Here is a 23,290-nt window from a genome sequence, read left to right as displayed (position 1 = left end):
CCTCCACCGAAGAGACGACACGACACCCCGTCTCTGCCACCGAGGCACCGGCACTATGCCTGACCAGCAAAAACGCACCCGTCACTATCGGAAAGACTGTGAGGATGATCCAGTGCCGCTTCGAGCGGTGGCCTGACTCGCGGAAAGACCGGCCCTGTTGCCTTTCTGTTGATCTGTCGGTCACCGCACGGAGCGGCATCTGCTGCCGCCGGGCAGGGGACGTGTCCCGATAGGGGCCTTCGCGACAGGCGCCATCACAGTCTTGACCTCCCCAGCCCGGCGGCGGCCACCGGTTCCGAGGCGATCAGGGGACAGGCGACCTTGCCCAGCATCACGCAGCCCGCTGCCCCGTGTCATATCCCGGCCGATCCCGGCGAAGAGGTCCTCCTCGGCGTCGACACCCACAAAGACTTCCATGCGGCGGCCGTCGTCACCGTCCTCGGCGCCGCCCTGGACGGCCGCACTTTCCCGGCCACCACCGAGGGCTGTCGCCAACTCGTCGCCTGGGCCCGCTCGTTCGGCGCCCTTCGTCGGGCCGGGGTCGAGTGCACAGGCTCCTACGGTGCAGCGCTCGCCCGCCTCCTGCGCGCCGAGGGCATCGAGGTGACCGAGGTCAACCAGCCCGACAAGGCAGCGCGCCGACGCCGCGGCAAGACCGACGCCGTCGACGCGGAAGCGGCGGCCCGCGCTGTGTTGTCCGGTCGCGCGACCGCGACCGCGAAGACGGGCGACGGCCCGGTCGAAGCGCGCTGCGGCTGCTCAAGCTCGCGAAAGGGTCCGCGATCAAGTCCCGGACCCAGGCCATCAACCAGCTCAAGAGCGTCCTGGTCTCGGCCGACGCCGCCTTGCGCGAGTCGCTGGCCGGGCTGAGCAACCCGCATCTGTTCAAGCGGTGTGCCGAGCTGGACGACTCGCAGGAAGACGGGCCAGCAGACACTGCCCGACACGTGCTGAAGCTCCTCGCCGGCCGCATCCAGCACCTGACCGGGGAGATCGACAACCTCAACAAGCGGATAGCCGCGGGCGTCGAAGCACACTTCCCCGGCCTGCTCGACACGCGCGGCGTCGGCCCGGACAGTGCTGCCACCCTGTTGATATCGGCCGGCGACAACCCCGATCGCCTCAGCAGCGAAACGTCCTTCGCCGCCTTGTGCGGCACCAGCCCCGTCGAGGCATCGTCCGGCAAGACCCAACGACGACGACTCAACCGTGGCGGCGACCGCCAGGCCAACGCAGCCCTCTACCGGATCGTCCTCAGCCGCCTGCGCTGGGACGATCGCACCCAGGACTACCTGCGGCGACGCCTCTCCGAGGGCAAGACCCGCCGGGAGATCATCAGGTGCCTGAAGCGATACGTCGCACGTGAAATCTACCGACTCATCGCACCCATCAGCACAGCCATATGCCACGCAGATCCCGACGGAACCGCAAGCTGACATCCATAGGGGCATCAACGGCTTCTCAGGGGGACATGTCATCGCCGGCGGTGCGCAGGGCCTCGATGAAGCCCGTGACCGTGGGCCCGGCGGCGGGCGGGAGCGGGCGGCCGTAGTCGGCGGCGGCCTGGGGGAGGGTGGTGATCTGGGTGGCCCAGCCGTGGTCGGCGAGCCAGTCGTGGGTGTCGGCGCCGAGGCCGCCCTTCCACAGGCCGGTGATGTGGGCGAGCGCGGGCTCGTGCGGGGTGCCGGAGACGTCCCGGCCCTTCTCCACCAGGAGCCGGCTGCCGGGCGCGGACAGGCCGCCGACGGCGGTGAGCAGGCCGGCCGCCTCGTCGGCGGTCAGGTAGACCAGCAGGCCCTCGGCCAGCCAGGCGGTGGGCCGCGCCGGGTCGAAGCCCGCCTCGACGAGGCGGCGGGGCCAGTCGGGGTGCAGCAGATCGCCCGCCAGGGCGGTGCGCTCGCACGCCGGCGCGGCGCCCAGCCCGCCCAGGACCCGGTCCTTGAAGGCCAGCACGGGGGCGAGATCGAGTTCGAACAGGCGGGTGCCGTGCAGCCAGCGCAGCCGGTAGGCCCGGGTGTCCAGGCCGGCCGCGAGCAGCACGACCTGGTCGGCCCCGGCGGCGAGGAGCCGGTCGTCGTAGAAGCGGGTGCGCAGGATGGTGTGGGCGACCATGCGCCTGGCGAGGGCACTGTCGGACCCGACGGCGGGCATCGCCATGCCGGAGGCGGCGACGAAGGCAGCGGCGTAGGGATCGCTGAACAGCGGCTCGGGCCGGGCACTCTCGTAGGCCCGCACCAGCGCGACCGACACGGCCGTACGGGAGACCGGGCTCAGCGATTCGGGGCTCTGGGACGTCATACCCGGGAATCTACTCGCTACCGACACGCATCAACTCGGCCCAGGAGAAGCGGGCATGGGCCGCAGCGTAACCGCCATCGACACCCGTACACCATCCCTACCCCCGCCCCCGACCCGGTCGGCGGCGGAGCCCGAGTACAGCGGCCACCCGGCATTGCGGCATGATCGGGCGCCGTGCCCGAAACGCTCACCACCACCACGACGCGGCTGTGCCCCAGCTGCGCCGCCCAGATCGTCACGGACCCGCGGTTCCCGGCCTGGTGCCCGGCCTGCGAGTGGAACCTGGGCGCCGAGCCGCCCCGCGGCCGTTGGCGCCGTTGGCGCCGCGCGCGCGACCACGCCCGCATCGAGAGGCTGTACGCCAAGCTCGCCGCCCGCCCCGACGATCTGCGCGTCGGGCACGGCGCGCCCTGGTTCCTCGCCGTCCTGCTCGCCGCGCTGGTCCACCTGTGCACTCTCGCCGTGCTGGCCGGCTCGCTGTGGCTCCTCGTCGACGGCCACCCCTTCCTCAAGCCGCTCGGGGTGGTCGGCCTCGGCCTGACCTGGCTGCTGCGCCCGAGGCTGGGCACCTGGCGGGCCGACACGGCGGTGCTCGCCCGCGAGCAGGCCCCCGCGCTGCACGCGCTGGTCGACCGGATCGCGGACGAGCTGGGCACCCGCCGCCCCGACCGGATCAGGATCACCAGAGCCTTCAACGCCTCCTACCGGGTCCAGGGCCTTCGCCGCCGCGTCGAGCTCAGCCTCGGACTGCCGCTGTGGACCGCGCTCAACGAACAGGAACGGATCGCCCTGATCGGCCACGAACTGGGCCATGGCAGCAACGGCGACCAGCGGCGCGGCCCCTGGCTCCACACCGCGCTTCGCACCCTGGAGGCCTGGCACGCACTCATGGTCCCGCACGCCGGTGACGCCTTCCGGCGGCGCGCCGCCCACACGGGAGCGATCGAGGACCTGGTCGCCTGGCTGCTCCTGTGGTGCGCCGGGCCGGTGCGGCTGCTGCACCACGCGCTGCACCGCCTGACCGCGCTGAGCAGCCAGCGTGCCGAGTACCTCGCCGACGAGATGGCGGCCCGGGCCGCCTCCTCGGCCGCCGCCGGCGCGATGCTCGGCAAGCTCTTCCTGCGCGACACCGCTTGGACCCGCATCTTCCAGCAGAGCGCCGCCGCACAGAACCGCATGCTCCCCAAGGGCACGGACCCGGTCGAGGAGTTCTGGACCGGCCTGGGCGAGTACCTGGAATCCGTCCCACCCGCCGAACACGAGCGCCGGGCCCGGCTCAGTGCCCGGGACATGACGGCCGTGGACGTCAGCCACCCGCCCACCCACCTGCGCGTGCAACTGCGCACCCAACGCCCGCAACAGCCCGCGGCCGTCGTCGCGGACCCGTCCGACTGGGCAGCGATTCACCACGAGCTCGCCCCCGCCCGCCACCGCGTCGCCCACGAACTGCTCGGCCTCTGAGCCCTCTGACCTTGACGTTTAAGTGCGCCACGAGCGCAGAAGGTGAGGTTTGTGTAGGTAGACCCCACTTGATGCGGTGCTGTGCAGATGATGGAGGTTGTGGCCCTTCGGTGTCGGCCCGCGGGGGGAGGCGTCAAACCGCCTCAAGCCACGTTGGCTGAAGACCGTCGTGGTGAGCGTTGAGGAAAAGGCGCACGTGATGCGTCAGGTGGGGACCCGGAAGGCGAGCGAGAGCGAACCGCTGACGACGTGTCGGAACAAGAAGATGACATCAAAACCGGGGCGGTTAAATGGCGCCGGGATGAGCCTGGCGGGTGCCCGCCGATTGGCCAGGCGGTGTCCGGCATGGAGGCGGCGCGAGTCCGGTCTGCGGCTTCTGCACGGAACGTGGGAAGGCGAGTGCCGATACGGCCGTCCCACGCCGAGGTGGCGTGGGACAGACGAGAGGGAGCGCGCCGGGCGGCGGAAACCGCGAGGCGTTGAGTACCGAGGCGGCACCCGCCGGCGGACCGGCCCGTAGTAGCGCTGAAGCCCTGGTAATCGGGGTGGAGCGAAGGGGCCGGCTCATTGGTGATCTGTTCGCGCGAACAACCGGAAGTTCTCCGGGAAGAAGCGGGTGGGCGTGTCAGGTCCGCAGGACAAGCCGTTCGATGTTCCGAAGAGACTGGTGTGGGAGGCATACGAGAGGGTCAAGGCGAACAAGGGTGCGGCCGGGGTGGACGGTTGCTCGATCGAGGACTTCGAGAAGGATCTGCGGGGCAACCTGTACAAGATCTGGAACCGGATGTCGTCGGGCACCTACTTCCCGCCGCCGGTGAAGGCGGTGGAGATCCCGAAGCCGGGTGGGACAAGAATGCTGGGCGTCCCCACCGTGGCTGACCGCATCGCGCAGACGGTGGTCGCTCTCGCGCCGGAGCCCCGGACGGAGTCGATCTTCCACGACGATTCCTACGGATACCGGCCGAAGCGCTCCGCGCTGCAGGCGGTCGAGCGGTGCCGACAAAGGTGCCCGTCAACACCCTGGAGGCGATGAACAGCGCCAGCACGTCCGCGTCGACCGGCACCTGGAACCGCACCGGCAACGTAAACGCCCCCACACCACCCCCTTCGGACTAGCTCTCACCAGGCCCAACGACAGCCTCGGCGCTGCGCCCCTTGGTCCGCTTGCCGGACTTCTGAGGCACCGCGAGGGCTTCCAGTACCTTGGCGTCGTGAGACCTCAAAGCGGTCAGGATCTTGATCAACGGCGAATAGCTGTCCGACTCCAGAATGTCCCCGGGCTCCTCGCCAGGCTTGAGGAAGACCGGAACGATCAGCGATGCGGTCTTTCCCTCACCGGGCTTCATGCGAAGGGCTCGACCGATGGCCTGGACGATATCCACCATGCTTCCCCTGCCTTGCAGGAGAACAGAATCAGCGTCCGGAATATCGATTATCTAGAGCTGGTCTGGTTGTGAGGGACGTTTGATGTAGGGCTGAGCTGTGGTGATGCTGGCCTGTAGCCCCTCCGACTGGCGTGCGAGGGACGTTTGGCGCCTGCTTCTGAAGGTGGACGAAGGAGCCGCGGGGCCGGGGCGTGCCTGGCCGGTCGACCGGCGTCGCTGGGTGGTCACCGACCTGTTCGGCCTTGGCGAGGACTGGCGGTGATGGTCGCCCTGATTCGACTGGAGTCCTGCGAACCATGTATTTGGTTATTTTACCAGAATAGCGACGGAAAGTCATATCGGCTGGGCATATGGAAAAACGTGGACTGGTTCGCTATGTTGGCGACCATGACTGCGCATGCTGAATTAATTGTTGGCTCCGGGGAATTGCGGCTGTGGACGGAACGGGTCGGCGGCTCAAGTGACCCGGCGGTGCTGCTTGTGATGGGCACAGCTGCTCCGGGCATCGGATGGCCGGACGAGCTGGTGGATGTGCTGGTCGCCGGCGGTCGACAGGTCATCCGCTTCGACCACCGGGACACCGGCCGGTCCACTTGTGTAGATTTCGCCACCCACCCCTACGCGCTGGCGGACATGGCCGCCGATGCGACGGCGGTGCTCGATGGCCACGGAGTAGCCGCCGCACACATCGTCGGAGCGTCGCTCGGTGGGGCGATCGGCCAATGGCTGGCCGTGCACCGCCCCGAACGCGTGCTATCTCTCACCGCGATGATGACTGGCCCGATGGGCCACAGTGCAGGTCCAGCCTGGGCGCGCGCCCTGGCCGGCCAGGCTCCCGACCCCGACGACCTGCCGCCGCCCACAGCGCGCTTCCTGACGCACCTCGCGCACCGCGCCGCTCTGCCCCAGGGGACCCGCGACGAGTACGTCACTGCGGGGCTGGAGACCTGGCGCGTGCTCAACGGCGACGTCCTTCCCTTCGACGAGCCCGCCGCTCGCCGTTTCGTGGAAGCCTCCTTCGACCGGACCAGTAACCACACTGCGGCCCTCAACCACGATCTGGCTGGACGCCACATCACCGAAGACCGCCTTGCGCCGCTGTCCTCGATCAAGGCCCCGACACTGGTCATACACGGCACCGAAGACCCCTTGCGTCCCCTGCCGCACGGTCGCGCCCTCGCCGAGCAAATCCCTCACTGCGGGTTCCGCGAAATCCCTGGGATGGGGCACACGTTGTTCTCTCCCGGACTTCCTCGGCAAATCGGCGAGATCATTTATGAACAAACGTTCAGGGCTGGCCGCCCAACGCAGTGCTGATCTCTCCAGGTGTACCCATGGCCGGCTGCCAGCCGCAGGATGAGTCACCCGGCAGAAGTGCCGGTCCCGATCGGCTTGGAACTGGTGAGGGCCATGCTCCGAGACAGCGGCGCCTGGTGCCGCCTGGAGGCAGAGGGCACCTTCGCCGCGCACGTCGGCTGGGACCAATACCTCGACGTGGGCAGCAGCCAACCCTGCGACGCTGGTGGGCCGGGTAGGCGACCTCGGACTCTTCCCGGAGCGGGTGGACTCCTCGCCCTATGACATCGCGTACTCCGACTCAGGCGTTCAGCGGCCGACCGACGCGGACTCGCCTCACGGCGCACACCGGGCAGCAAGGCGATGTTGGCGAGCAACGGGGAGATCGGTGAGCCCTGCGAGGTTCCCGCCCCGGTCGGGGAGGTCACCCCGCCCACCAGCACCCCCATCCGCAGCCACGCCCGGATCAGCTTCAGCATCGACCGGTCCACCACCCGCCGCTCCACCTGAGCGACGAGGGCGCCGTGCCCGATCGTCCCGAAGCAGTCCCGGATGTCGGCCTCGAAGACCCACTCCTGCCGCTGGTTCGCCGCGACGCGCACGGCCTCGCACGCATCGATCGCGGACCGCTTGGGCCGGAACCCGTAGCTCGCCTCGGTGAACTGCACCTCGAAGACCGGGTCGCAGCCGGTGAACGCCCGTGGCGCTGCGGCCTAGCGGCGCTCTGCCCTGCCATCGTTGATCCGTGAAGGGAGGTGGTCCGGATGGCTCGTACGGAAGGACCCGCTACGGCCGTGTCGGTGCCGTTGTGTCTGATCGGTACCGACGCGGGGGTGCTCTCGCCCGAGCGCTCCACGGCCTGGCGCCGGATCAGGGAGGCGGCTGTCGGTGGCGAGCTCGCCGAGGCTGGACGGCTCGCTGCCGAGCTGTATCAGGCGGTGCTGGACACCGAGGGTGCCGACCACGTCGGCGCTCCGGCCGTTCAGGAGGTCCGGGCCTATCTGGCCCACCGCGCCGGGGACCACCGGGGTGCCGCCGACCTCTACGAGCGGACGGCTGCGGCGTGGGCCTTCACCGGCTCCGGCGCCGTTCGGCCGGCGATCATCAACGCCCGCACGTGCTGGGCGCTCGCCGGGCACGCCGCTGCCGGCCGGCCTACCGCGCGATCACGGACCGCCGCCCTGCTGACCGGCCGGGCTGCGCGCCGGTGCGCGGTGGTGGCGGTCGCAGGGATGCTGTCCTGCGGCACGGTGGAGCCGACGGCCGAGGACCGGCCCCGGCCCGCGCCCGCCGCCGAGCGGGTGGAGCTCGCCGCTGCCCCGGTGCTGCAGTTCCTGGTCGAGACACCGAGCGCCGCGTCCGTCCGTCCTTTCGCCGCCTGGGCCCTGGAGCCCTCCCCAGCCCAGCCGTCCGGCCGGCCGCCGGAGCAGGACCGGGAGCCCGATAGCGCGGCCGCCGACGAGCCCCATGTTCACCCGCCCGGACGGCCGACAGTCCCAGCCGTCCCGTCCCGGCCGGGGCCTGCGCGGACCCCGGCCGGCGTGTCCCCTCGGCCGCCGGTCCGGCCCGCGCGGCCCGCCGAGCAGCCGCCGCCCGCCGGCCCGCAGCCGGCGGTGCCGGTCGACGTCTGCGCGGAGAGCGGCAAGGTCGGCCTGCCGCCGAGCCTGGTCGAGATCTGTCGCAAGGCGTACGGGCGCTGAACCAGCAGAACACCTGTGGCCGGGTGTGGAGCCTGTGCGTGCCGAAAACCTGTGTCGCCCTATGCGACCCGCGAGGATTCGTGGATGAGGCCGCCGAGGCGGTCGCGCCGGATGATCCGCGATGGGGCGTCGACGGCGGGTGGTTCGGGCAGGCCGACATTGTTGGGGCGTCCTATTCCAGCCGGGCGATCCGGCACCTGCTGCGGCGCCGGGGCATCGCCGCCACGATCCCCGAACACCGCGACCAGGCGGCCAATCGCCGACGCCGAGGGCACCTCGGCGGCCGACCGCCCGCCTTCGACAAGGGGATCTACCGCGACCGCAACGTGGTCGAACGATGCTTCGCCCGCCTCAAGCAGTTCCGCGCGATCGCGACCAGGTTCGACAACTTCGCCGACCGCTACCGAGCCGGAGTCGTCCTGGCCTCCCTGATCCTCTGGCTCCGCGAACCGGCCAGGTGATCATTTGTCAGACAGGCCTTGGTAGGGCTTGGTCAAACGACGAGGTCAGAGCCTATAGTCGATCCTCTGTTCCTGCATCAGCTTGCCCAGCTCCGTGTCCGACAATGGGTGCAGAGTGTTCAGGACATCGCGTAGCCCGGCTTCGTCGAGGGTCTGGCTGGTGACCTCAACCTCCGCGTCCCGGTAGCGCCGGGTAAGGGTGACATCGTGAGAGGAACCGCGAACCGTGACCATCTCGCCGCGCGCGTCCACCGTGCAGTTCACTCCCTGCTCCGAGGGCTCGGGGCAGGGAGGAGTCGGTGTGAGCGGCGGGCGCACCACGAGACCCACGTACCCGGACTCGTACCCCTCGCGGACGGGCCGGTAGTCGACGCTGAAGGAAGCCGGGCCGACGTGGACGCTGGACGCCTGCATGCCCGGCGGTGCGGCGCCGAGGTACAGCAGCTCCGGGTGTTCTCGGTACCGCGCGATGTCTGCCTCCTGCCGGCCGTGTTGTACCTGCGACGGGCCGATGAAGCCCCCGTAGGCCACCGCGGCCGCCAGCACGGCCAGCGAGCCCAGCCTCACCCAGCTGCTCGACACGAAGAACGCCGCGGCCACAGCGTACGGTGCTCCCGTCAGCGCGATCCGGGTACTGGCGCTTCCCAGGTCAACGTCCGCGTTGTAGACGGCAAGACCAGCCAGGAGGCCGAGCGTGCCAAGGATGAAGACGAGTACCGCCCAGACCAGCCGCCGCGGGATGGAGCCGCACAGCGGCACCACGGTCCGCGCCGGTATGCCTGTTACGGCCAGCAGGCCCACCATGAGCAACCCGCCCAGCGCCAGGACCGGCACGGTCGCACCGGCTCCACGAGCCCAGGCTGTCAGCACCAGCTTGAAGCCGAGAGCCGGTATTACGGCGGTCATGGTCGCCCAGACCAGGAAGAGGTGCAGGGCTGTCAGCGCCCCTCGGCGATTGTCCATGTCCCGGAGCCTGTCAGCCAACGCCCCGGCGCACATGAGTACTCGTACTCAGAACGGAATCCCCACCTGGACCTGGTCGGTTTCCAGTGCTGTGACTGAGCTTGGCGTTTACTGACCTCGGCGTTTCAAAGTGATGGCGGTGGGAGGTCGAGGGAGAGTCCGGTTCCGCTGAGGAAGCCGTCGAGGAGGTCGGAGCGGTGCTGCAGTCGTTTGAGGCGGTTGCGGACGAGGGCTTCGAGTCGGTCGAGGGCGACACTGGCGAGGTTCGCCAGACTTCGTTTGACGTGGGCCCACAGGTACTCGACCGCGTTCAGCTCGGGTGCGTATGCGGGCAGCACGAACACCGTCAGCCAGTACCGCGCGTCGATCAGGTCGCGCATCGCATGGGAGACGTGGGTGTTCAGCCGGTCCCACACCAGCACGATCGGCGCGCGGTTGGCCCCCGGGTCGACCTCTACCTCGGAAAATCCTGGGATCCGATTCCGGGTATGTTCCTCCTGCCCTCCGACGATCCGGTCGACGACCTTGTCCAGCGCCTCCTGTTTCTTCATGAGCTCGATGGTCTCCGGCTTGGCGACCTCCGCCAGTGCAGCTGCAGTGGTACCGCCGGCTGGCAGCTTCTTATTGGACGTATAACCCGGCCGAGTCGGCGCTGGAGTGGGGGCGCCGTCCCCCGATATGGCGATAGCTGGAGCAATTGCAGACACCGATGCCAGCAGAGCAGTGGCCAAAATTATCCACTTCCGGCCGGAGTTACTTTTTTTGAGCCACTCAATTCCCCCCGGATGAGATGCAATCAGCCCTTTTGAGTGATCGTGCACCCCGCATGGTAGTTCCGAGTAGACACTTGCCGCGCCACAAATAAAAGCCCCAGAAACGCCTTCTCCGCGCGTTTTCGGGCACAACGGTCAAGGATTTGCCATCTCCTGGCAAGAGAATCGTCACAGATTTGGGCGATTTGCCTGGTAGGTGCCGCGTCCCGTCTCGTTTGACTTCGCACAGGCCATGCCGCAAACATGGCCATGATCGCCGGGGAGGGCCCGTGGAGCAAGGTGTTGATCAAAGTACCGCCCGTCAGATGTCGAAGCGCAGACGACGGAATCGCTTGACCGCCGTGGCTGCTGTAGCCGTTCTCGGTGGCGGCTTCGCGATCAACGCATGGATGAACCGAGCCCCGGAGACCAAGGTCCACGACGGCCCCATACCGAGCCAACTGCTGGTCAGTGCCGACGGCCAGACTCTGACGCTCAACATCGGCTGGAGTTGCGAGAAGAAACCCGAGCTCGTGGCCCACGAGACTTCCGGCGCGGTGAAGGTCGCCCTGAGACACACAGTCCCTCCGGGATTCTGCGACCCCGGGGGGATCGGGCGAATCACGACCCACCTGAACAAGCCACTCGGAGCCCGCGCGCTGGACGACGCAGTCGCAGGCAGGCATGTCGTCCACTTCGGTGAGCGCAACCTTCTCCGGCCCACCTACCTGCCGGAGAACTACTACCCCTACCCGGCAACCAAGATGGTCGAGTTGCCCGGTCTGGACCCGCTCCCGACTGACGTACCTGCCTGGGCCAGCGGGTACCAGCTGGGAACGGATCCTCAATCCGGGTGGTCCCTAATTATCAGCCAGACCCTCCGGAGCAGCGCACTACCAGCCGGTCAGGCTACCAGCGTCAACAAGCACCCTGCATCCATCACACAACCGAGTCCTACTCTTGGGCCCCGTTCGCTGACATGGTCTGATGGGACCTACACCTTCAGCATCACCACCGGCGGCCCGGGGTTGCTCTCAGCTGAAGAACTCATTCGCGTTGCAGAAAGCCTCAAGTAGCAGCCATCACGGGCGGCCTCTGATGGGGGCGCTTCTCGAACGGCCCTACCAGAGAACCGAGACTGCACCGGTCGGGCAGAATCGCCGAATGACGTCACCGCCACCCCTGCCTTCGGAGTTGGAAGCGCGCCGCGCCGAGTACACGCACATGCTCCAGGACGGCCTGCTGCCGCCGCACTGTCTTCCGCAGCTCGCTCAAGAGGCAGAGACCGCGCTGCTGTCCCGGGCATGGGCCCGAACCCGCGGACCGCCCGACAACCGCCCCGCATCTACGCCCTGGCGGTTGCCGGATCGCACAGCAGGATCAAGCTGGGAGCCGGTAACGTCCCGAAGCGCCTGGCCACGTCGATGCCTGGATATCCGACCCGCTCCCGGATGCCAGAGGCTTGGAGACGGCGCTCCATCGATGGATCCGGGCCCAGGGCTTCCAGCACGCCAGGGCTACCGGAACGGACCAGCCACCGTCAGGCGAACGGCTCCGACATCACCCAATCAAGTTCAGTAGCGACGTCAGGCTTGGCGGGCAGAGGTGGTGAGCCGGTCGGCGAGCGCGATGACGAGGTCTCGGAGTTCGTCCGGTCGCTCGATGACGAACGGCCGGTCGAGCGAGGCAAGGACGGGAGGCAACCAGTCGAGCCGCTCTGCTCTCAATTCGACGTGGAGCCAACGCTCGGTGTGCGGATCGCCTCCCGCGGGCGCGGGCCCCTCCACGCTCGCGACGCTGGCGGGCAGTCGGGTGCGGATCTGTTCGACCGTCCCATGGATCCGCAGGGTCACTTCGTGCCGGTACGCGGCCTTGGCGAGCCCTGACAGGACGCGCTGTGCCGGATCGAGTCCAGCGGGCGGCTCGAATGAGCCTGGCAGCGTCCTCGCGTCCGCGACGCGATCGAGCCGGAAAGTCCGGTCCTGGCCGATCTCGGGATCGGTGCCCGTGACGTACCACCGGCCCGTATGGGTGACGATCCCGTACGGGTGCAGCGTGCGTTCGCTTCGTCGGCCGTCTCGGGTGGTGTACCTGATCGAGATCGGGCGGCGATGGCGTACCGCATCGGCGATGGCGAGCAGGACCCCTGTCTCCGGGGTGGCCAACTCCCCGGGCGGAGCCGTGAAGGCGAGGGCTTCCATGACGGCGTCGAGCCGACGGGCCAGACGCTCGGGCAGTGCCCGGCGGATCTTGGCCGCGGCCGTCTCGCCCGCGGTCTCAGTCGCCGTCAGCAACCCCGTCCTGCGGCCGGCGACGAGGCCGAGCAGCACCGCGAGCGCCTCGTCGTCGTTGAGCATGAGCGGAGGCAGACGGTACCCGGGAGCGAGCCGGTACCCGCCATAGCGGCCACGGACCGCCTCGACGGGGATGTCGAGGTCGACCAGGTGGTCCACGTACCGCCGCACGGTGCGCCCGTCGACGCCGAGCCGGTCGGCGAGCTCGGCCACCGTTCTGATGCCGCCCGACTGTAGGAGTTCCAGGAGGGTGAGCACGCGGCTGGTAGGTCGAGCCATGTCCACGAGCCTAGCGTTGATACCAGACCGATTCTGTCCACTATTTGCTCTAGCGTCCGAGGTGCAACGGCTTCACCAACCTGAGGAGAGCACCATGGACTTCGTTTCGATCCGGATCATCACCGGCGACATCGCGCGCCTCGTCGACTTCTACGAGCGAGCCACCGGAGCGCGGGCGGACTGGTCCACCGAGGACTTCGCCGAACTGCGGACCGCCAGCGCGACCCTCGCGATCGGCAGCACCCGCACCGTGGCACTGTTCGCACCCGGCTCCGCCCGTCCGGCCGACAACAACACCGTGATCATCGAATTCCTCGTTGCCGACGTGGACGGCGTGTACCGGAACCTGGCCGATTTCGTCGCCGACTTCGTGACCGAGCCCACCACGATGCCCTGGGGCAACCGCTCGCTCCTGCTCCGCGACCCCGACGGCAACCTCGTCAACTTCTTCACCCCTGTCACGCCGGCGGCCATCGAAAAGTTCGCTCGCTGACGACAGCGCGGCCACCCGGGCGGGGGCCGGTTCAGGCGGCACGTTCCATACGGACCAGATCATCTGAGACGCCGAGCGAGTCGGACCAGATCATTCGAGACCGGGACCAGATCGAGTAAGACGGGACAGAGGCTGGGACATCCGGCTCGGTCGGTCGACTACTGACCTCCGACAGGCGACCTTGACCGTTTGCCATTCGATCTTGACCATCAGAAGGTTCCTGCCACCTGATCTTGATCGGTAGCGGGGGAAGCGGTGGAGGTTGCTGCACAGGCGTATGGCGATGCCATGCTGGCGGAGAGCGCCAACTGTCGCCGGATCAAAACGCGTCGCTCCGTCTCGGAGTGGGCGGCTACGCTCGCGCCATGGAGCTGGACGAGGCACTGGAACCGCTGCGCCGGGTGCTGCTGGAGCGCGGGACCGCCGGCTATCCGGAGACGGTCGCCGCAGCAGTGGAGGCTGCCCGGATGGCACTGGCTGGCGGGGCGGACACCTTGAGCTTGTGGGAGCTCGGCGTGCTGTCCGAGTCGGACGCTCTGGAGGCGCGCCGGCTGCTGGCCGAACTGGAGCAGGAACTCTGGCCAGCGCTGCGGCTGCCCGCCACCGTTGAGGGCCATGACCGGGCGCTGGCCCGGTACTGCCTGCGGGACCTGCTGGACGGTCGCCTCGATCCGTTGGCGGCGGCCGAGCGGATCGGCTTTGAGCTGTGCCCCGCCGACGACCCCGGCTTGCCGCTGTGGCTGGTCCGCGGATGGCTGTATCGCGCGGAGGACCAACAGGAGCACTGCGGCGGGCTGACGACGGAGCTGGTGGCCGAACTGCACGACCTGGCCGCCCAGCTGCTGGCCGGTCCGCTGTCCTGACGGCCGGGTTCCGTCACCCGCCAGGGCTTCCTCACCCAACCCGGACGAGGCCGCTACCAGCAACGGACTTAACGCCCTCTCATCCGACGGCGGGTGGGTGGCGAACGCCCCTCCCAACGGGGAGGGGCGTTGGCGTTGGCGTGCGAAAGCTGTCAGCTGTGGGTGGGGAGCACCTGGTAGCAGTTGCTGATCGGGACGCCCCACGGACTGGTGGTGTCGCCATCCTTGGAGATCGCGATCTGGAGAGCCTGCCAGAGCTTGCTGCCAGTGTCCTGCCCGACCACGCCGTCGGGGGTCAGACCGGTGTCGCGCTGGAACTGCTCAAGCTGGCTGAGCGTGTTCGGCCCGAACGAGCCATCGACGTTGTCGATGTGGGCGCTGCTGCCGAAGTTCCAACCCCAGTTGACGCCAACCTGCACGCAGTAGACCGGGAACCCGCTCTGGCCTTCACTGATGTAGGAGGCGCCGGTAGCGGCTTGCGCGGTGCCGACGGTGGCGGCGAGGGCGGCCCCACACAGGGCGGTGGCGGCCAGCGTGGTGGTGAGGCGCTTGCGGATACCCATGAGATTTCTTCCTTGTAGGTGCCCGTCGGCCAAAGCGGCGAACGGGCCTCGGGTGAAGGGAGCTGCGTGATGGCGGGCCATGTGTCCGGTCCGGTGGCCGGCATCCCGGGTGCCGCCGTTGTTGATCATTCTGGTGCGCGGGACACGGATGTTCGACTGATCTGCATCTCAACCTCGTCTCAACCCGCCAGCGCGTCGGTATTACTACGCTGACCTGCGATTTCACCGATATTGCTCAGGCGCCATGAGATTCCCACGGACCATCGTGGGACGGCCGTCCGCCTGGGGTGAGACGCGGCCCAGGTAGGAGCGGTGAAGTTCCACCCTGCGGTTGGACACCGATCTTCTACGCTGCCAGCAACGTCCTCGCGCGACGCCCGCTCGAGGTCGCAGACTACGGCTGCGCGCCGTCCGCCAGCAGGTCGTGGCTGTGGTCCGGGCTGCGGACGATTCCGATGACGATGTCGCCGCGGGCCGCGAGCATCCGGCCCAGGCGCCGGGCGATCTGGCCATGGCCGCCGGCGATCACGATCTTCATGTAACTCTCCTCGGGACGGAAGACCAGGGCGGAGCGGGTGCCCGGGGTGGTGCGGTGTGTGCGGCACCACCCCGGGGCGCAATGGGCGCGGCGGAACCTCAGAAGGCGATGCGGACCTTCAGCGCGGTGCGGTTGCCCATCGCCTGGTAGCCGTCCGGGACGCCGTCGAGGTCGACGGTGCGGTCGAAGACCAGGCCGGGGTCGATCGTGCCGGAGAGGACGTCCGACAGCAGCTCGGGGATGTAGGCGCGGGCCGGGGCGACACCGCCGCGCAGCGACACGTTTCGATCGAACATACCGCGCACCCCCGACCGCCACAGGCGCGAGGTTGTCCTGTCCGATCCGGCACATACGCTGTCGCGACGTAATAGAGATCTTCGAGCTGGAGGCGGCATGTCCTTGACGTGGCTGGACACGGAGGGCGGCCCGTTCGTCCTGGTTCCACGCGGCGCTCTGACCCGAATCCGCAGGTAGTGGCGGCCGGCGGTAGCTGATACGACGGCAGGTGTCCGTGCCGGTTTGAGATGATCGAGGTTCTCTACGCCTGATCGCTCTACCAGCAAGGACACCTGCCAGGTGAACAAGAGAACGGCGGCCTGATGCTGGTCGCGGAACTGGACCGGGCGCTGGGCGTCACCGCCGCACTGGATTTGGCGGTCGGCCCGGTCAAGGCACGTGAGCGGGGACTTTCGGGCGGGGAGTTCGCACTGGCCATGGCTGCGGTGCAGCTGACCGGCGAGGACCACCTGGTTGGTTTCGACCGGTTGCGGGCGGATGTGGTCGGTGAGGGTCTGCTGCCCGCGCCCGTCCCGCCGTCCACGACGGCCGCCACGCTCGCCGCCCGGTTCGATCAGGTCCGGTGCGAGGGTGTCGAGCGGGCCTGCGCGCAGGTCACCGCCCGTGCGCTGGCCGCGCTCCCGGTGGGCGAGCGGGCCCGGGTCCTAGCCGGGCGGGTGACGATCGACCTGGACGCGAAGGACGTCGAGGTTTACTCGCCCCGCAAGGAGCAGGTCATCCGCTCCTACAAGGGTGAGGTCTCGGGGCGGGTGCACGCGGCGCACTGGGGCCAGGCCGGCACGGTGCTGGTCGCCGACCTCCTGGACGGCCGCTCGGACGGCCGCACCCACGCCCCCGGCCAGATCGACCGGGCGGTGGACGCCGTGCGCACGGCCGGAGCCACCGGTCCGGTCCTGTTCCAGGGCGATACCGGTTACTACGCCGGGAAGGTCGCCGAGAAGATCACGGTTCGCGGATGCCTGTTCCGGCTCGGCGTCCCGCGCAGCCAGCCTCTGTGGCGGGCGGTTGCCGCCGTGCACGAGGACGACTGGACCGAGGCCCTGGACTACCCGACCGCGCAGGTCGCCGCGGTGGACTACGCCCCGCCGGGCTGGCCCGAGGGCACCCGCGTGATCGCCCGCCGGGTGCGCTACGAGGCCGCCGCCCTGTCCGCCGACCCGCGCTCGCGCCGCTCGCGCACCGTCGGCAAGGACCAGCTCGCCCTGGTCCTGGAGGGCCTGGAGGCACAGGCATACGCCTACTCGTTCATCGCCACCAACGAGGAGTTGGACCTGGATGAGGAGATCGCGGCGGCGGAGTGGGAGTTCCGCCGCCGCACCAGGATCGAGGAACTGTTTCGCGACACCGCCCACGGCGCCGGGCTCAACCATCTCCCCTCGGCCTCGCACACGGTCAACAGCATGTGGATGTGGGGCGCGCTGCTGGCCTACAACCTGTCCGCCTGGCTGCAGATGCTCGCCCCCATCGGCACCGCCCGCCGCCGCATCGCCACCGTGCGACGGCTGCTGATCCGCCGCGCCGCCCGCTGGACCACGACCGCCCGCCGCCACGAGCTCCACTTCACCGCCGCAGCGGCCGAATTGATCGCCCAGGCACTGGCCCGCATCCGCACCCACCGCCACCTCCAGCCCGCCTGACCGACCGCCCGACCGGCCCCGAACCACCCCGCCACCGCCCTGGAAAGCCGCCCACCCGGCACGACAGCCGGGCCGCTGGCCTACCCGGGACACACCACAACGCCACCAACGGCCAGCATAGAGATCAACTGACTAGCCGTCGGCCACTACCTGCGGATTCGGGTCAGAGCGTTCACGCTGGACTGCCTCAGCCACGTCCGCGCCCAGACCGCCAGGTCGGGGCCGAACCGGGGCAAGCCGCTCTCGCCGCTGCGCGTGAACGACATCATCACCGACGTCGAGAAGTTCTACGCGCACATGACGGACTACCGCGAGACGGCAGCCCGGGTACTGGAGGAACCGGCCTGGCTGCGGCTGACCCCCTACCACGCCATCTTGTGGCGCCACGGGGAGAAGGGCCGGCCCGCGGTCCAGCCGGAACGCTGGGAGGTCATCGACGACACCGCGTTCTCCCAGATCACGGCCAACCTGCACCTGCTCGGCGCCCCGGTCGAGGAAGGCGGGTTCGGCGACGAGCAGGTCATGCGGATCATGATGCTCCAGGCCCGCCTCGGACGGCGGATCAGTGAGATCCGGATGCTCGACCGTGACCCACTGTCCGCGCTGAACCAGCTCACCCGGCCCGACGAGCAGGCCGCCGCCGATGGAGCCTTCGTCGCCAAACTGCGCTACCAGCAGACGAAGATCGAGCAGGCGCCGGACACCATCCTCGTCGACACCGAGGTCGTCGCCATCATCCGCTCCCAGCAGCAGTGGGCCGACACCCACCTCGGACCCCGCTGGGCGGCGGACGCGAGCCCCAAGTACCTCTTTCTGGCCCACAAGATGAACCGGAACGCCGACAAGCCCTACCCCGTTGAGCGCATCCACCAGACGCTGTCCGAGTTTGCCCGTCGGCTCGGCATCCGCGACAGCGCCGGGCGGCTGGTGGACTTCAACCGCACCCACCGGTTCCGGCACACCAAGGCCACCAGCCTCCTCAACGCGGGTGTCCCGCTGCACGTCGTCCAGCGTTACTTCGGCCACCTGTCGCCGGCCATGCTGATGCACTACGCGCAGACGCTCGCCGAGACCCACGAGCGGGAGTTCCTGCGCTACCGGAAGATCACCGCCGACGCTCGGGAGCTGTCCACCGACCCGCGCGACCTCTACGACATGCTGGAGCTGGACAAGCGCACCGACCGGATCCTGCCCAACGGGCTGTGTCTGCTGCCGCCCCGTCAGGCGTGCGCGAAGGGCAATGCCTGCCTCACCTGCGACAAGTTCGCCACGGATGCCACCTTTCTGCCTGAACTCACCTCCCAGCGACAGCGCACCGCCCAGCTCATCGAGGAACGGCAGAACGCGTTCACGGCCCGGACCGGGCAGCCGATGGGCGAGGACAACGTCTGGCTTGCCGGGCGCCGTCAGGAACAGGACGCCCTCGGCCGCATCATCCTCAAGCTGGAACAGACCCGCCTTGCCGACGGGCCCCCACAGGCCGTCCGCGGGGCCGGCGTCGACGCACGCACTGACGCGATCACCCGCAGCCAGGACGGGAGCTGACCGGCATGCGCGGCAACCCCGACAACCTCCGCCAGGCCGCCGCCCGCAAGAGCGCCGCCGCCCAGGCCCGCGCCGAGAAGGGCCTACGCGAGATGATCCGCCGCGGCCAGCCCATCACTTTCCGCGGCCTCGCCCAGACCGCCGACGTCTCACTCGACTTCCTCTATCGTTGCACCGAGATCCGCCGCCGTGTCGAGCAGCTCAGGTCCCAGCAACGAAACCATCCACCGCGGCCGGCTTCGCAGCCGCCCGACGACTCGCCCAGCAGTGTCGTGCGCACCCTCACCGCCCAGCTCGCCGAGCTCAAGCGGCGCCACCGCGACGAGGTCCAGGCCCTGAAGCAGGCCCTCGAAGCCGCCCAGAGCGAGAACCTCGAACTGCGACGCCGCCTCGGCCCCCGGCACACCGCCCACGCTGGCGCGAGCCGGACCCCTCTGCGGGACGGTGGCGTCCCAGGGGAATTGGGTCGACTCGCCGACCATGAATCACGTTAACTTGGCGGCATGCCTGAACTGCGTACCAGTCGTCTCATGCTCCGCCGATGGCGAGACTCCGACCTCGAACCATGGGCGGCCATGAACGCCGATCCCGAGGTCCGGGAGCACTTGGGCGACCTGCTTACGCGTGAACAAAGCGATGCCTCGGTGGTGCGCTTCCAGGCTGAATTCGACAGGCGGGGTTACGGATGGTGGGCGGTCGAAGTACTGGCCACCGGCCAGTTCATCGGCTTCACCGGCCTGGACCAGGTAGATGACGAGATGCCGTTCACGGGGGTAGAGATCGGTTGGCGTCTCGCTCGCTCGGCTTGGGGCCAGGGCTACGCCACCGAGGCCGCCCGGGCCAGCCTGGCCTTCGGCTTCGAGACCCTCGAACTACCCGAAATCCTTGCGGTGACGACCGCCACCAACATCCGTTCCCAAGCGGTGATGCGCCGAATCGGCATGACCCGCAACCCGGCCGACGACTTCGAAGACCCCAGCGTGCCCAACGGGCCGCTGCGTCGGAATGTTCTCTACCGGATCCACCCGTAATCCGAGGCGGCTGAAGCCAACCCCGCACGGCCACCAGGCCGACACAGGTCCCGGCGTCGGCTCCAGGGCGCGGCAGAGATTCACGTCCAGCCACACCCTCGATCCCTTACGGACGCGACCGCAACCGTTCTACCTGCACTTACGGCACCAGTTCACCCGTTTGCCCCGGATACGCTGTGGACCACCCGCTACCTGGACGCCGCCGTGACCGCGCTGCGGTCCCTGCCCGCCGACCAGCGCGAGCACGAGGTCCTGGACGAGGACGTTGCCCGCCTGTCCCCGCTCAAGCACGCCAACCTGAACGTGCTGGGCCGCTACGGCTTCCACGACTCCACCCCGGCTCGCGGGGCGCTTCGGCCCCTGCGCGACCCGGCCGAGGCCGACGCAGAGGAAGACGAGACCGCCAAGGACTGATCCGGAACGCCGGGGTTCGGGCAGTCGCATGCTGGGGGTATAGCCAGGCGAGCCGCGAACTCGCCCTCGCCGATGAGTGCGGCGAGGGCGGGTTCACCTCAGGTCCTTCACGGGGCGCGACCCCTGGAGGTGCGGTTAGGGGCCGTCAGCTGGGCAGGCCGGACTGGACCCACTTCTCCGCGGGGTTGCCGTTGCAGTACCACAGTTGGGTCCAGCTGCTGGGGCTGGTGGAGTAGCTCCCGACGTTGAGGCACAGGCCCGAGTTCGTGTTGAGGATCGTGCCGTCGTCGCGGAGCTGCCACTTCTCCGCGGGGTTGCCGTTGCAGCCCCAGATTTCGGTGTGGGTGCCGGGGCTGGTGGAGTAGCCGGCAACGTTGAGGCACAGGCCCGAGTTCGGGTTGTAGATGGTGCCGTCGTTACGGAGCTGCCACTGCTCCGCAGGCTGATTGAGGCAGTTCCAGATCTCGGTGTGGGAGCTCGGGTCCTGGCTGTAGCCCGCAACGTTCAGGCACAGGCCCGAGTTCGGGTTGAACAGGTGCGTCGCTGTGTCCTGGAGGGAGATCGCGGCCGTCGCCCTGCCCGCGCCCAGGGCGTGCGGGGCGGCGGAGGCCGAGGCCGCGGGCGTTGCGGTGAGGCAGACCGCGGCGAGGCCCGCCGTCGCGAGGCCGGCCCGCAGGCGGCGCGTACCGCGAGAGGCCCAAGTGGATCGCGTCATGCGAAGAGACTCCTTGTCTGTCCGTGGTTGAGGCCCATCCAGCTGGATGTCAGGTCCATGCCACATAGGGGGCCATGAATGACCCCGGTGTGAAGGGTATGCAAGGAGCCTAGCTAACCAATCGACATATCTCAATCATCAATCTAAGATCGTCATATGGCAGACCGTCACCTCCAGGAGCCGACCCGGCTCGTACTCACCGCACTGGCCGACGCCCCCCGGCACGGCTACGCGATCATCCAGGAAGTCCTGGCGATCTCCGGCGGCCGGACCAAGCTGCTCACCGGCACCCTCTACACCGCCCTGGACCGCCTCCTCCAGCAAGGACTCATCCAGGTCGACCACGAGGAGATCGTCGCCGGAAAGCTGCGCCGCTCCTTCGCCCTCACCGACCACGGCCGTGACGTCCTCACCGCGGAAACGCAGCGCCTGCGCACGGGCCTGGCCGAAGCAGAACGTCGGCTCAAGCTCGGCCGGCCCCAGCCGAACGGAGGAACGGCGTGACCACCCCTTCCCCGACCGGGCCGGCGAACATTGCGCTGCCCGTACGGCGCCCTCTCGCGGCCAGGCTCCCGCTGCTCGGTCTCTACCCCGCCAAATACCGTGCCGCGCACGGCGAGGAGATCGCTGCCGTCTTCGCCGAAACCGTTCAGGACACAGGGCCCGGTACCGCCCTGCGCGAGTGGACCGCGCTCGCCGCACACGCCCTGCGGCTGCGCACCCGGCTCAGCTCCACCGACCCCCTCGGCCGGATCGCGGCCGGCGCCGCACCGTTCATCCTCGCCGGCGGGGCTGGCATGAGCACGGTCCATCTGCTGAGCGAACTCTTCCTGCCCCTCCACGGGCCAGAACGCGACGGGGACCCCGCTGTCCTGGCCCAGGTCGTGGCACAGACCGGTGCCTGGATCCTCGCCCTGATCAGCGCCTCCCTCGGCCGCTGGACACCCGCCCGGATCCTGGTCCTGCTGGGAATCCTCGGATGGGTCGGCCCCGCGCTGGTGTTCACGTGGCTGCCCGGGCTGTACATCGCCCCGTACCTCCTGCTGCTGCCGTTCGGGATCGTGCCCGGCATCGTGCTGCTTCTCGCCCCGCCCGACGCCGTCGACCTCTCCCCGCGCGGCCGCAACGAGACCGTGCTCACCGCGGCCGCCATCGCGGTCCCGATGAGCCCCCTCGCCATCCTCTGGACCGTCCCGGATGACGCCACCGCCTACACGCCACCCTCGCCCACCGAAATGAACCTGATGGAGGCATCCCCCGCCTGGCCCGCCGCCGTGATGAGCCTCGCCCTGCTCCTCCACCTCGGCGCCCGGCGACCTGACCGCCTGCGCGCCGCAGGCATCGCGCTCGCAGTCCTCCCCTGGGCACCCATGCTCCCCCCGGTCGAGTACAGCTTGCTCGCCCCGCCCTACTACAACGAGGCCGCGGCCTTCTCCCAGTACCTCCTGCGCAACGTCGGCGTCGTTCCCGCCTTCCTCGCCACCGCCACCCTCCTCGCGGTCCTCCGCCACGCCCTCCACCGTTCCCGCCCCACCGACCCACCCACGACAACCTGAACGCCCCGGCTCCATGGCCTCGTTGACGGGCACCCAGCACAAAAACGGTGACACGCAGGCTCCCTGCCTTTCACAGGTCATCCCGGTCTGCGGCATGGCCTAGGGTGTTTCATGGGATGGGTGGTCGCTCGTGAAACACCCGGCCGTACGGCGGTCCACCTGCGGCAATCATGTTTCATGAGAGGACGTTAAGTCCGTTTCTGGTGCCGGCCGCGTCCGGGTTGGTCGAGGAGTCCTTGACGAACGAGTCGTCCCAGGCGGGAGCGGGTGATGTTGATTGAGGGCTCGTCGGTGGGCAGCTCGAGGAGTTCGTGTAGGTCGCGAACCCGGAAGATCCGCCCGGGGTGCTCGTTGAAGGCGGCCACGATGCGCTGGTAGACAGTGGCGGGCTCCTCAGGAACCTGTGCGCGGTCTGGCAGGGCGAGGCCGTCGATGACCTTGCCGGCGCCGACGATCTCGGCAAGGTGGGCGTCGACATCGGCCACGGAACTGGTGAGTTGCTCGATCTGCTCTCGCAGGCCGTCGGCTCGTGCGGCGGTCTCGTCGTGTTCGGCCTGCAACAGCCGCAGGAGTTCGGTGGCGCTCACGCGGCCAGTCCCACCTCGTCGCGCCAGGCGTGGCTGGGGGTGGTGAGGCGGCGGAGCATGCCGGCGGTGGAGGCCCAGTAGACGCGGGAGGCGCGTTGTCGTGCCGGTGGTCGTAGTCGCGGGCGAGGCGCCGGTGGAGCATGAGGGTGCCGTTGACCTGCT

General features: G+C 69.0%; 21 protein-coding genes and 6 pseudogenes. 16 read left to right on the top strand and 11 right to left on the bottom strand.

Annotation, left to right across the window (positions count from 1 at the left end; all coding sequences use genetic code 11):
* Nucleotides 1-321 precede the first annotated feature (321 nt).
* A pseudogene (locus ACZ3UD_RS35945) lies at nucleotides 322-1,436 on the top strand (IS110 family RNA-guided transposase).
* A 25-nt stretch (nucleotides 1,437-1,461) separates the two neighbouring features.
* On the opposite strand, the gene ACZ3UD_RS35940 reads toward ACZ3UD_RS35945, so the two are convergent.
* Nucleotides 1,462-2,298 carry an SAM-dependent methyltransferase gene (locus tag ACZ3UD_RS35940; RefSeq protein ID WP_465597727.1) on the bottom strand — a complete coding sequence of 279 codons (837 nt, stop codon included), beginning with the start codon at nucleotides 2,296-2,298 and terminating at the stop codon, nucleotides 1,462-1,464.
* A 174-nt stretch (nucleotides 2,299-2,472) separates the two neighbouring features.
* Between ACZ3UD_RS35940 and ACZ3UD_RS35935 the strand changes: the two genes are divergently transcribed.
* Together ACZ3UD_RS35935 and ACZ3UD_RS35930 are read left to right on the top strand one after the other, a co-directional pair.
* A complete protein-coding gene (locus tag ACZ3UD_RS35935) occupies nucleotides 2,473-3,759 on the top strand; it encodes a M48 family metallopeptidase (protein WP_465597724.1) in 1,287 nt (428 codons plus the stop codon).
* Nucleotides 3,760-4,381: 622 nt separating this feature from the next.
* Nucleotides 4,382-4,792, top strand: a complete 411-nt coding sequence (locus ACZ3UD_RS35930) for a hypothetical protein (protein WP_465597721.1) — start codon at nucleotides 4,382-4,384, stop codon at nucleotides 4,790-4,792.
* A gap of 79 nt (nucleotides 4,793-4,871) precedes the next feature.
* On the opposite strand, the gene ACZ3UD_RS35925 is transcribed toward ACZ3UD_RS35930, so the two are convergent.
* Nucleotides 4,872-5,144, bottom strand: coding sequence for a hypothetical protein (locus ACZ3UD_RS35925; protein ID WP_465597718.1), 273 nt, complete (start codon nucleotides 5,142-5,144; stop codon nucleotides 4,872-4,874).
* Between the two features lie 261 nt (nucleotides 5,145-5,405).
* On the opposite strand from ACZ3UD_RS35925, the gene ACZ3UD_RS35920 reads away from it, so the two are divergent.
* Nucleotides 5,406-6,461 carry an alpha/beta fold hydrolase gene (locus ACZ3UD_RS35920; RefSeq protein ID WP_465597730.1) on the top strand — a complete coding sequence of 352 codons (1,056 nt, stop codon included), beginning with the start codon at nucleotides 5,406-5,408 and terminating at the stop codon, nucleotides 6,459-6,461.
* 44 nt (nucleotides 6,462-6,505) lie between these two features.
* On the opposite strand, the gene ACZ3UD_RS35915 is transcribed toward ACZ3UD_RS35920, so the two are convergent.
* Nucleotides 6,506-7,108 carry a reverse transcriptase domain-containing protein gene (locus ACZ3UD_RS35915; protein ID WP_465597716.1) on the bottom strand — a complete coding sequence of 201 codons (603 nt, stop codon included), beginning with the start codon at nucleotides 7,106-7,108 and terminating at the stop codon, nucleotides 6,506-6,508.
* A 126-nt stretch (nucleotides 7,109-7,234) separates the two neighbouring features.
* Between ACZ3UD_RS35915 and ACZ3UD_RS35910 the strand changes: the two genes are divergently transcribed.
* Both ACZ3UD_RS35910 and ACZ3UD_RS35905 read left to right on the top strand, forming a co-directional pair.
* The gene (locus ACZ3UD_RS35910; RefSeq protein ID WP_465597713.1) at nucleotides 7,235-8,140 is read left to right on the top strand and encodes a hypothetical protein; all 906 of its coding nucleotides are present in this window, start codon (nucleotides 7,235-7,237) and stop codon (nucleotides 8,138-8,140) included.
* A gap of 170 nt (nucleotides 8,141-8,310) precedes the next feature.
* Nucleotides 8,311-8,626: pseudogene (locus ACZ3UD_RS35905) on the top strand (transposase); the annotation flags it as partial.
* A gap of 20 nt (nucleotides 8,627-8,646) precedes the next feature.
* On the opposite strand, the gene ACZ3UD_RS35900 reads toward ACZ3UD_RS35905, so the two are convergent.
* Nucleotides 8,647-9,564 carry a hypothetical protein gene (locus ACZ3UD_RS35900; RefSeq protein ID WP_465597710.1) on the bottom strand — a complete coding sequence of 306 codons (918 nt, stop codon included), beginning with the start codon at nucleotides 9,562-9,564 and terminating at the stop codon, nucleotides 8,647-8,649.
* A gap of 125 nt (nucleotides 9,565-9,689) precedes the next feature.
* Nucleotides 9,690-9,998, bottom strand: a pseudogene (locus ACZ3UD_RS35895) (transposase); the annotation flags it as partial.
* Nucleotides 9,999-10,669: 671 nt separating this feature from the next.
* Between ACZ3UD_RS35895 and ACZ3UD_RS35890 the strand changes: the two are divergent.
* Entirely contained in the window at nucleotides 10,670-11,392 is a 723-nt protein-coding gene (locus ACZ3UD_RS35890; RefSeq protein ID WP_465597707.1) for a hypothetical protein, read from the top strand.
* Nucleotides 11,393-11,902: 510 nt separating this feature from the next.
* Here ACZ3UD_RS35890 and ACZ3UD_RS35885 read toward each other — a convergent pair.
* Nucleotides 11,903-12,889: a helix-turn-helix transcriptional regulator gene (locus ACZ3UD_RS35885; RefSeq protein ID WP_465597704.1), complete on the bottom strand. Its 987-nt coding sequence runs from the start codon at nucleotides 12,887-12,889 to the stop codon at nucleotides 11,903-11,905.
* Between the two features lie 94 nt (nucleotides 12,890-12,983).
* On the opposite strand from ACZ3UD_RS35885, the gene ACZ3UD_RS35880 reads away from it, so the two are divergent.
* Together ACZ3UD_RS35880 and ACZ3UD_RS35875 are read left to right on the top strand one after the other, a co-directional pair.
* Nucleotides 12,984-13,382 carry a VOC family protein gene (locus tag ACZ3UD_RS35880; protein ID WP_465597701.1) on the top strand — a complete coding sequence of 133 codons (399 nt, stop codon included), beginning with the start codon at nucleotides 12,984-12,986 and terminating at the stop codon, nucleotides 13,380-13,382.
* Between the two features lie 365 nt (nucleotides 13,383-13,747).
* Complete coding sequence (locus tag ACZ3UD_RS35875; protein WP_465597698.1) at nucleotides 13,748-14,245, top strand: hypothetical protein; 498 nt, start codon at nucleotides 13,748-13,750, stop codon at nucleotides 14,243-14,245.
* Between the two features lie 152 nt (nucleotides 14,246-14,397).
* Here the strand turns inward: ACZ3UD_RS35875 and ACZ3UD_RS35870 are convergent, their stop codons facing one another.
* From ACZ3UD_RS35870 to ACZ3UD_RS35860, 3 genes and pseudogenes are all read right to left on the bottom strand, one after another.
* On the bottom strand, nucleotides 14,398-14,808 hold the full coding sequence (locus tag ACZ3UD_RS35870; protein WP_465597695.1) for a peptidoglycan-binding domain-containing protein: 411 nt from the start codon (nucleotides 14,806-14,808) through the stop codon (nucleotides 14,398-14,400).
* 356 nt (nucleotides 14,809-15,164) lie between these two features.
* Nucleotides 15,165-15,346 (bottom strand): annotated as a pseudogene (locus tag ACZ3UD_RS35865) (NAD-dependent dehydratase); the annotation flags it as partial.
* 98 nt (nucleotides 15,347-15,444) lie between these two features.
* Nucleotides 15,445-15,642, bottom strand: a pseudogene (locus tag ACZ3UD_RS35860) (IMP dehydrogenase); the annotation flags it as partial.
* 303 nt (nucleotides 15,643-15,945) lie between these two features.
* On the opposite strand from ACZ3UD_RS35860, the gene ACZ3UD_RS35855 reads away from it, so the two are divergent.
* From ACZ3UD_RS35855 to ACZ3UD_RS35835, 5 genes and pseudogenes are all read left to right on the top strand, one after another.
* The gene (locus ACZ3UD_RS35855) at nucleotides 15,946-17,280 is read left to right on the top strand and encodes a transposase (protein WP_465597692.1); all 1,335 of its coding nucleotides are present in this window, start codon (nucleotides 15,946-15,948) and stop codon (nucleotides 17,278-17,280) included.
* 255 nt (nucleotides 17,281-17,535) lie between these two features.
* A complete protein-coding gene (locus ACZ3UD_RS35850) occupies nucleotides 17,536-18,825 on the top strand; it encodes a tyrosine-type recombinase/integrase (RefSeq protein ID WP_465597689.1) in 1,290 nt (429 codons plus the stop codon).
* Between the two features lie 5 nt (nucleotides 18,826-18,830).
* A complete protein-coding gene (locus ACZ3UD_RS35845; RefSeq protein ID WP_465597686.1) occupies nucleotides 18,831-19,319 on the top strand; it encodes a DUF6262 family protein in 489 nt (162 codons plus the stop codon).
* Between the two features lie 9 nt (nucleotides 19,320-19,328).
* Nucleotides 19,329-19,856, top strand: a complete 528-nt coding sequence (locus ACZ3UD_RS35840) for a GNAT family N-acetyltransferase (protein ID WP_465597683.1) — start codon at nucleotides 19,329-19,331, stop codon at nucleotides 19,854-19,856.
* A gap of 174 nt (nucleotides 19,857-20,030) precedes the next feature.
* Nucleotides 20,031-20,270 (top strand): annotated as a pseudogene (locus ACZ3UD_RS35835) (hypothetical protein); the annotation flags it as partial.
* A 145-nt stretch (nucleotides 20,271-20,415) separates the two neighbouring features.
* On the opposite strand, the gene ACZ3UD_RS35830 reads toward ACZ3UD_RS35835, so the two are convergent.
* Entirely contained in the window at nucleotides 20,416-20,985 is a 570-nt protein-coding gene (locus tag ACZ3UD_RS35830; protein ID WP_465597680.1) for an RICIN domain-containing protein, read from the bottom strand.
* A 156-nt stretch (nucleotides 20,986-21,141) separates the two neighbouring features.
* Between ACZ3UD_RS35830 and ACZ3UD_RS35825 the strand changes: the two genes are divergently transcribed.
* Together ACZ3UD_RS35825 and ACZ3UD_RS35820 are read left to right on the top strand one after the other, a co-directional pair.
* Nucleotides 21,142-21,489, top strand: coding sequence for a PadR family transcriptional regulator (locus ACZ3UD_RS35825; protein WP_465597677.1), 348 nt, complete (start codon nucleotides 21,142-21,144; stop codon nucleotides 21,487-21,489).
* Entirely contained in the window at nucleotides 21,486-22,541 is a 1,056-nt protein-coding gene (locus ACZ3UD_RS35820) for a hypothetical protein (protein WP_465597674.1), read from the top strand. Before ACZ3UD_RS35825 ends, ACZ3UD_RS35820 begins: the two co-directional genes overlap by 4 nt.
* Nucleotides 22,542-22,729: 188 nt before the next feature.
* Here the strand turns inward: ACZ3UD_RS35820 and ACZ3UD_RS35815 are convergent, their stop codons facing one another.
* The gene (locus ACZ3UD_RS35815) at nucleotides 22,730-23,128 is read right to left on the bottom strand and encodes a hypothetical protein (RefSeq protein ID WP_465597671.1); all 399 of its coding nucleotides are present in this window, start codon (nucleotides 23,126-23,128) and stop codon (nucleotides 22,730-22,732) included.
* Between the last annotated feature and the right edge of the window lie 162 nt (nucleotides 23,129-23,290).

This window comes from Kitasatospora sp. NPDC023118 (genome assembly GCF_055560875.1).
The sequence above is the reverse complement of the archived record's forward strand: the minus strand, read 5'-3'. Positions and strand labels throughout refer to the sequence as shown.

Bases quoted from the DNA above. Each gene is read 5' to 3' on its own strand.
- ACZ3UD_RS35880 (WP_465597701.1), top strand. From the start codon at position 12,984: ATGGACTTCGTTTCGATCCGGATCATCACCGGCGACATCGCGCGCCTC.
- ACZ3UD_RS35825 (WP_465597677.1), top strand. From the start codon at position 21,142: ATGGCAGACCGTCACCTCCAGGAGCCGACCCGGCTCGTACTCACCGCA.
- ACZ3UD_RS35925 (WP_465597718.1), bottom strand. From the start codon at position 5,144: ATGGTGGATATCGTCCAGGCCATCGGTCGAGCCCTTCGCATGAAGCCC.
- ACZ3UD_RS35875 (WP_465597698.1), top strand. From the start codon at position 13,748: ATGGAGCTGGACGAGGCACTGGAACCGCTGCGCCGGGTGCTGCTGGAG.
- ACZ3UD_RS35900 (WP_465597710.1), bottom strand. From the start codon at position 9,564: ATGGACAATCGCCGAGGGGCGCTGACAGCCCTGCACCTCTTCCTGGTC.
- ACZ3UD_RS35920 (WP_465597730.1), top strand. From the start codon at position 5,406: ATGGTCGCCCTGATTCGACTGGAGTCCTGCGAACCATGTATTTGGTTA.
- ACZ3UD_RS35840 (WP_465597683.1), top strand. From the start codon at position 19,329: ATGCCTGAACTGCGTACCAGTCGTCTCATGCTCCGCCGATGGCGAGAC.
- ACZ3UD_RS35885 (WP_465597704.1), bottom strand. From the start codon at position 12,889: ATGGCTCGACCTACCAGCCGCGTGCTCACCCTCCTGGAACTCCTACAG.
- ACZ3UD_RS35870 (WP_465597695.1), bottom strand. From the start codon at position 14,808: ATGGGTATCCGCAAGCGCCTCACCACCACGCTGGCCGCCACCGCCCTG.
- ACZ3UD_RS35830 (WP_465597680.1), bottom strand. From the start codon at position 20,985: ATGACGCGATCCACTTGGGCCTCTCGCGGTACGCGCCGCCTGCGGGCC.
- ACZ3UD_RS35940 (WP_465597727.1), bottom strand. From the start codon at position 2,298: ATGACGTCCCAGAGCCCCGAATCGCTGAGCCCGGTCTCCCGTACGGCC.
- ACZ3UD_RS35855 (WP_465597692.1), top strand. From the start codon at position 15,946: ATGCTGGTCGCGGAACTGGACCGGGCGCTGGGCGTCACCGCCGCACTG.
- ACZ3UD_RS35845 (WP_465597686.1), top strand. From the start codon at position 18,831: ATGCGCGGCAACCCCGACAACCTCCGCCAGGCCGCCGCCCGCAAGAGC.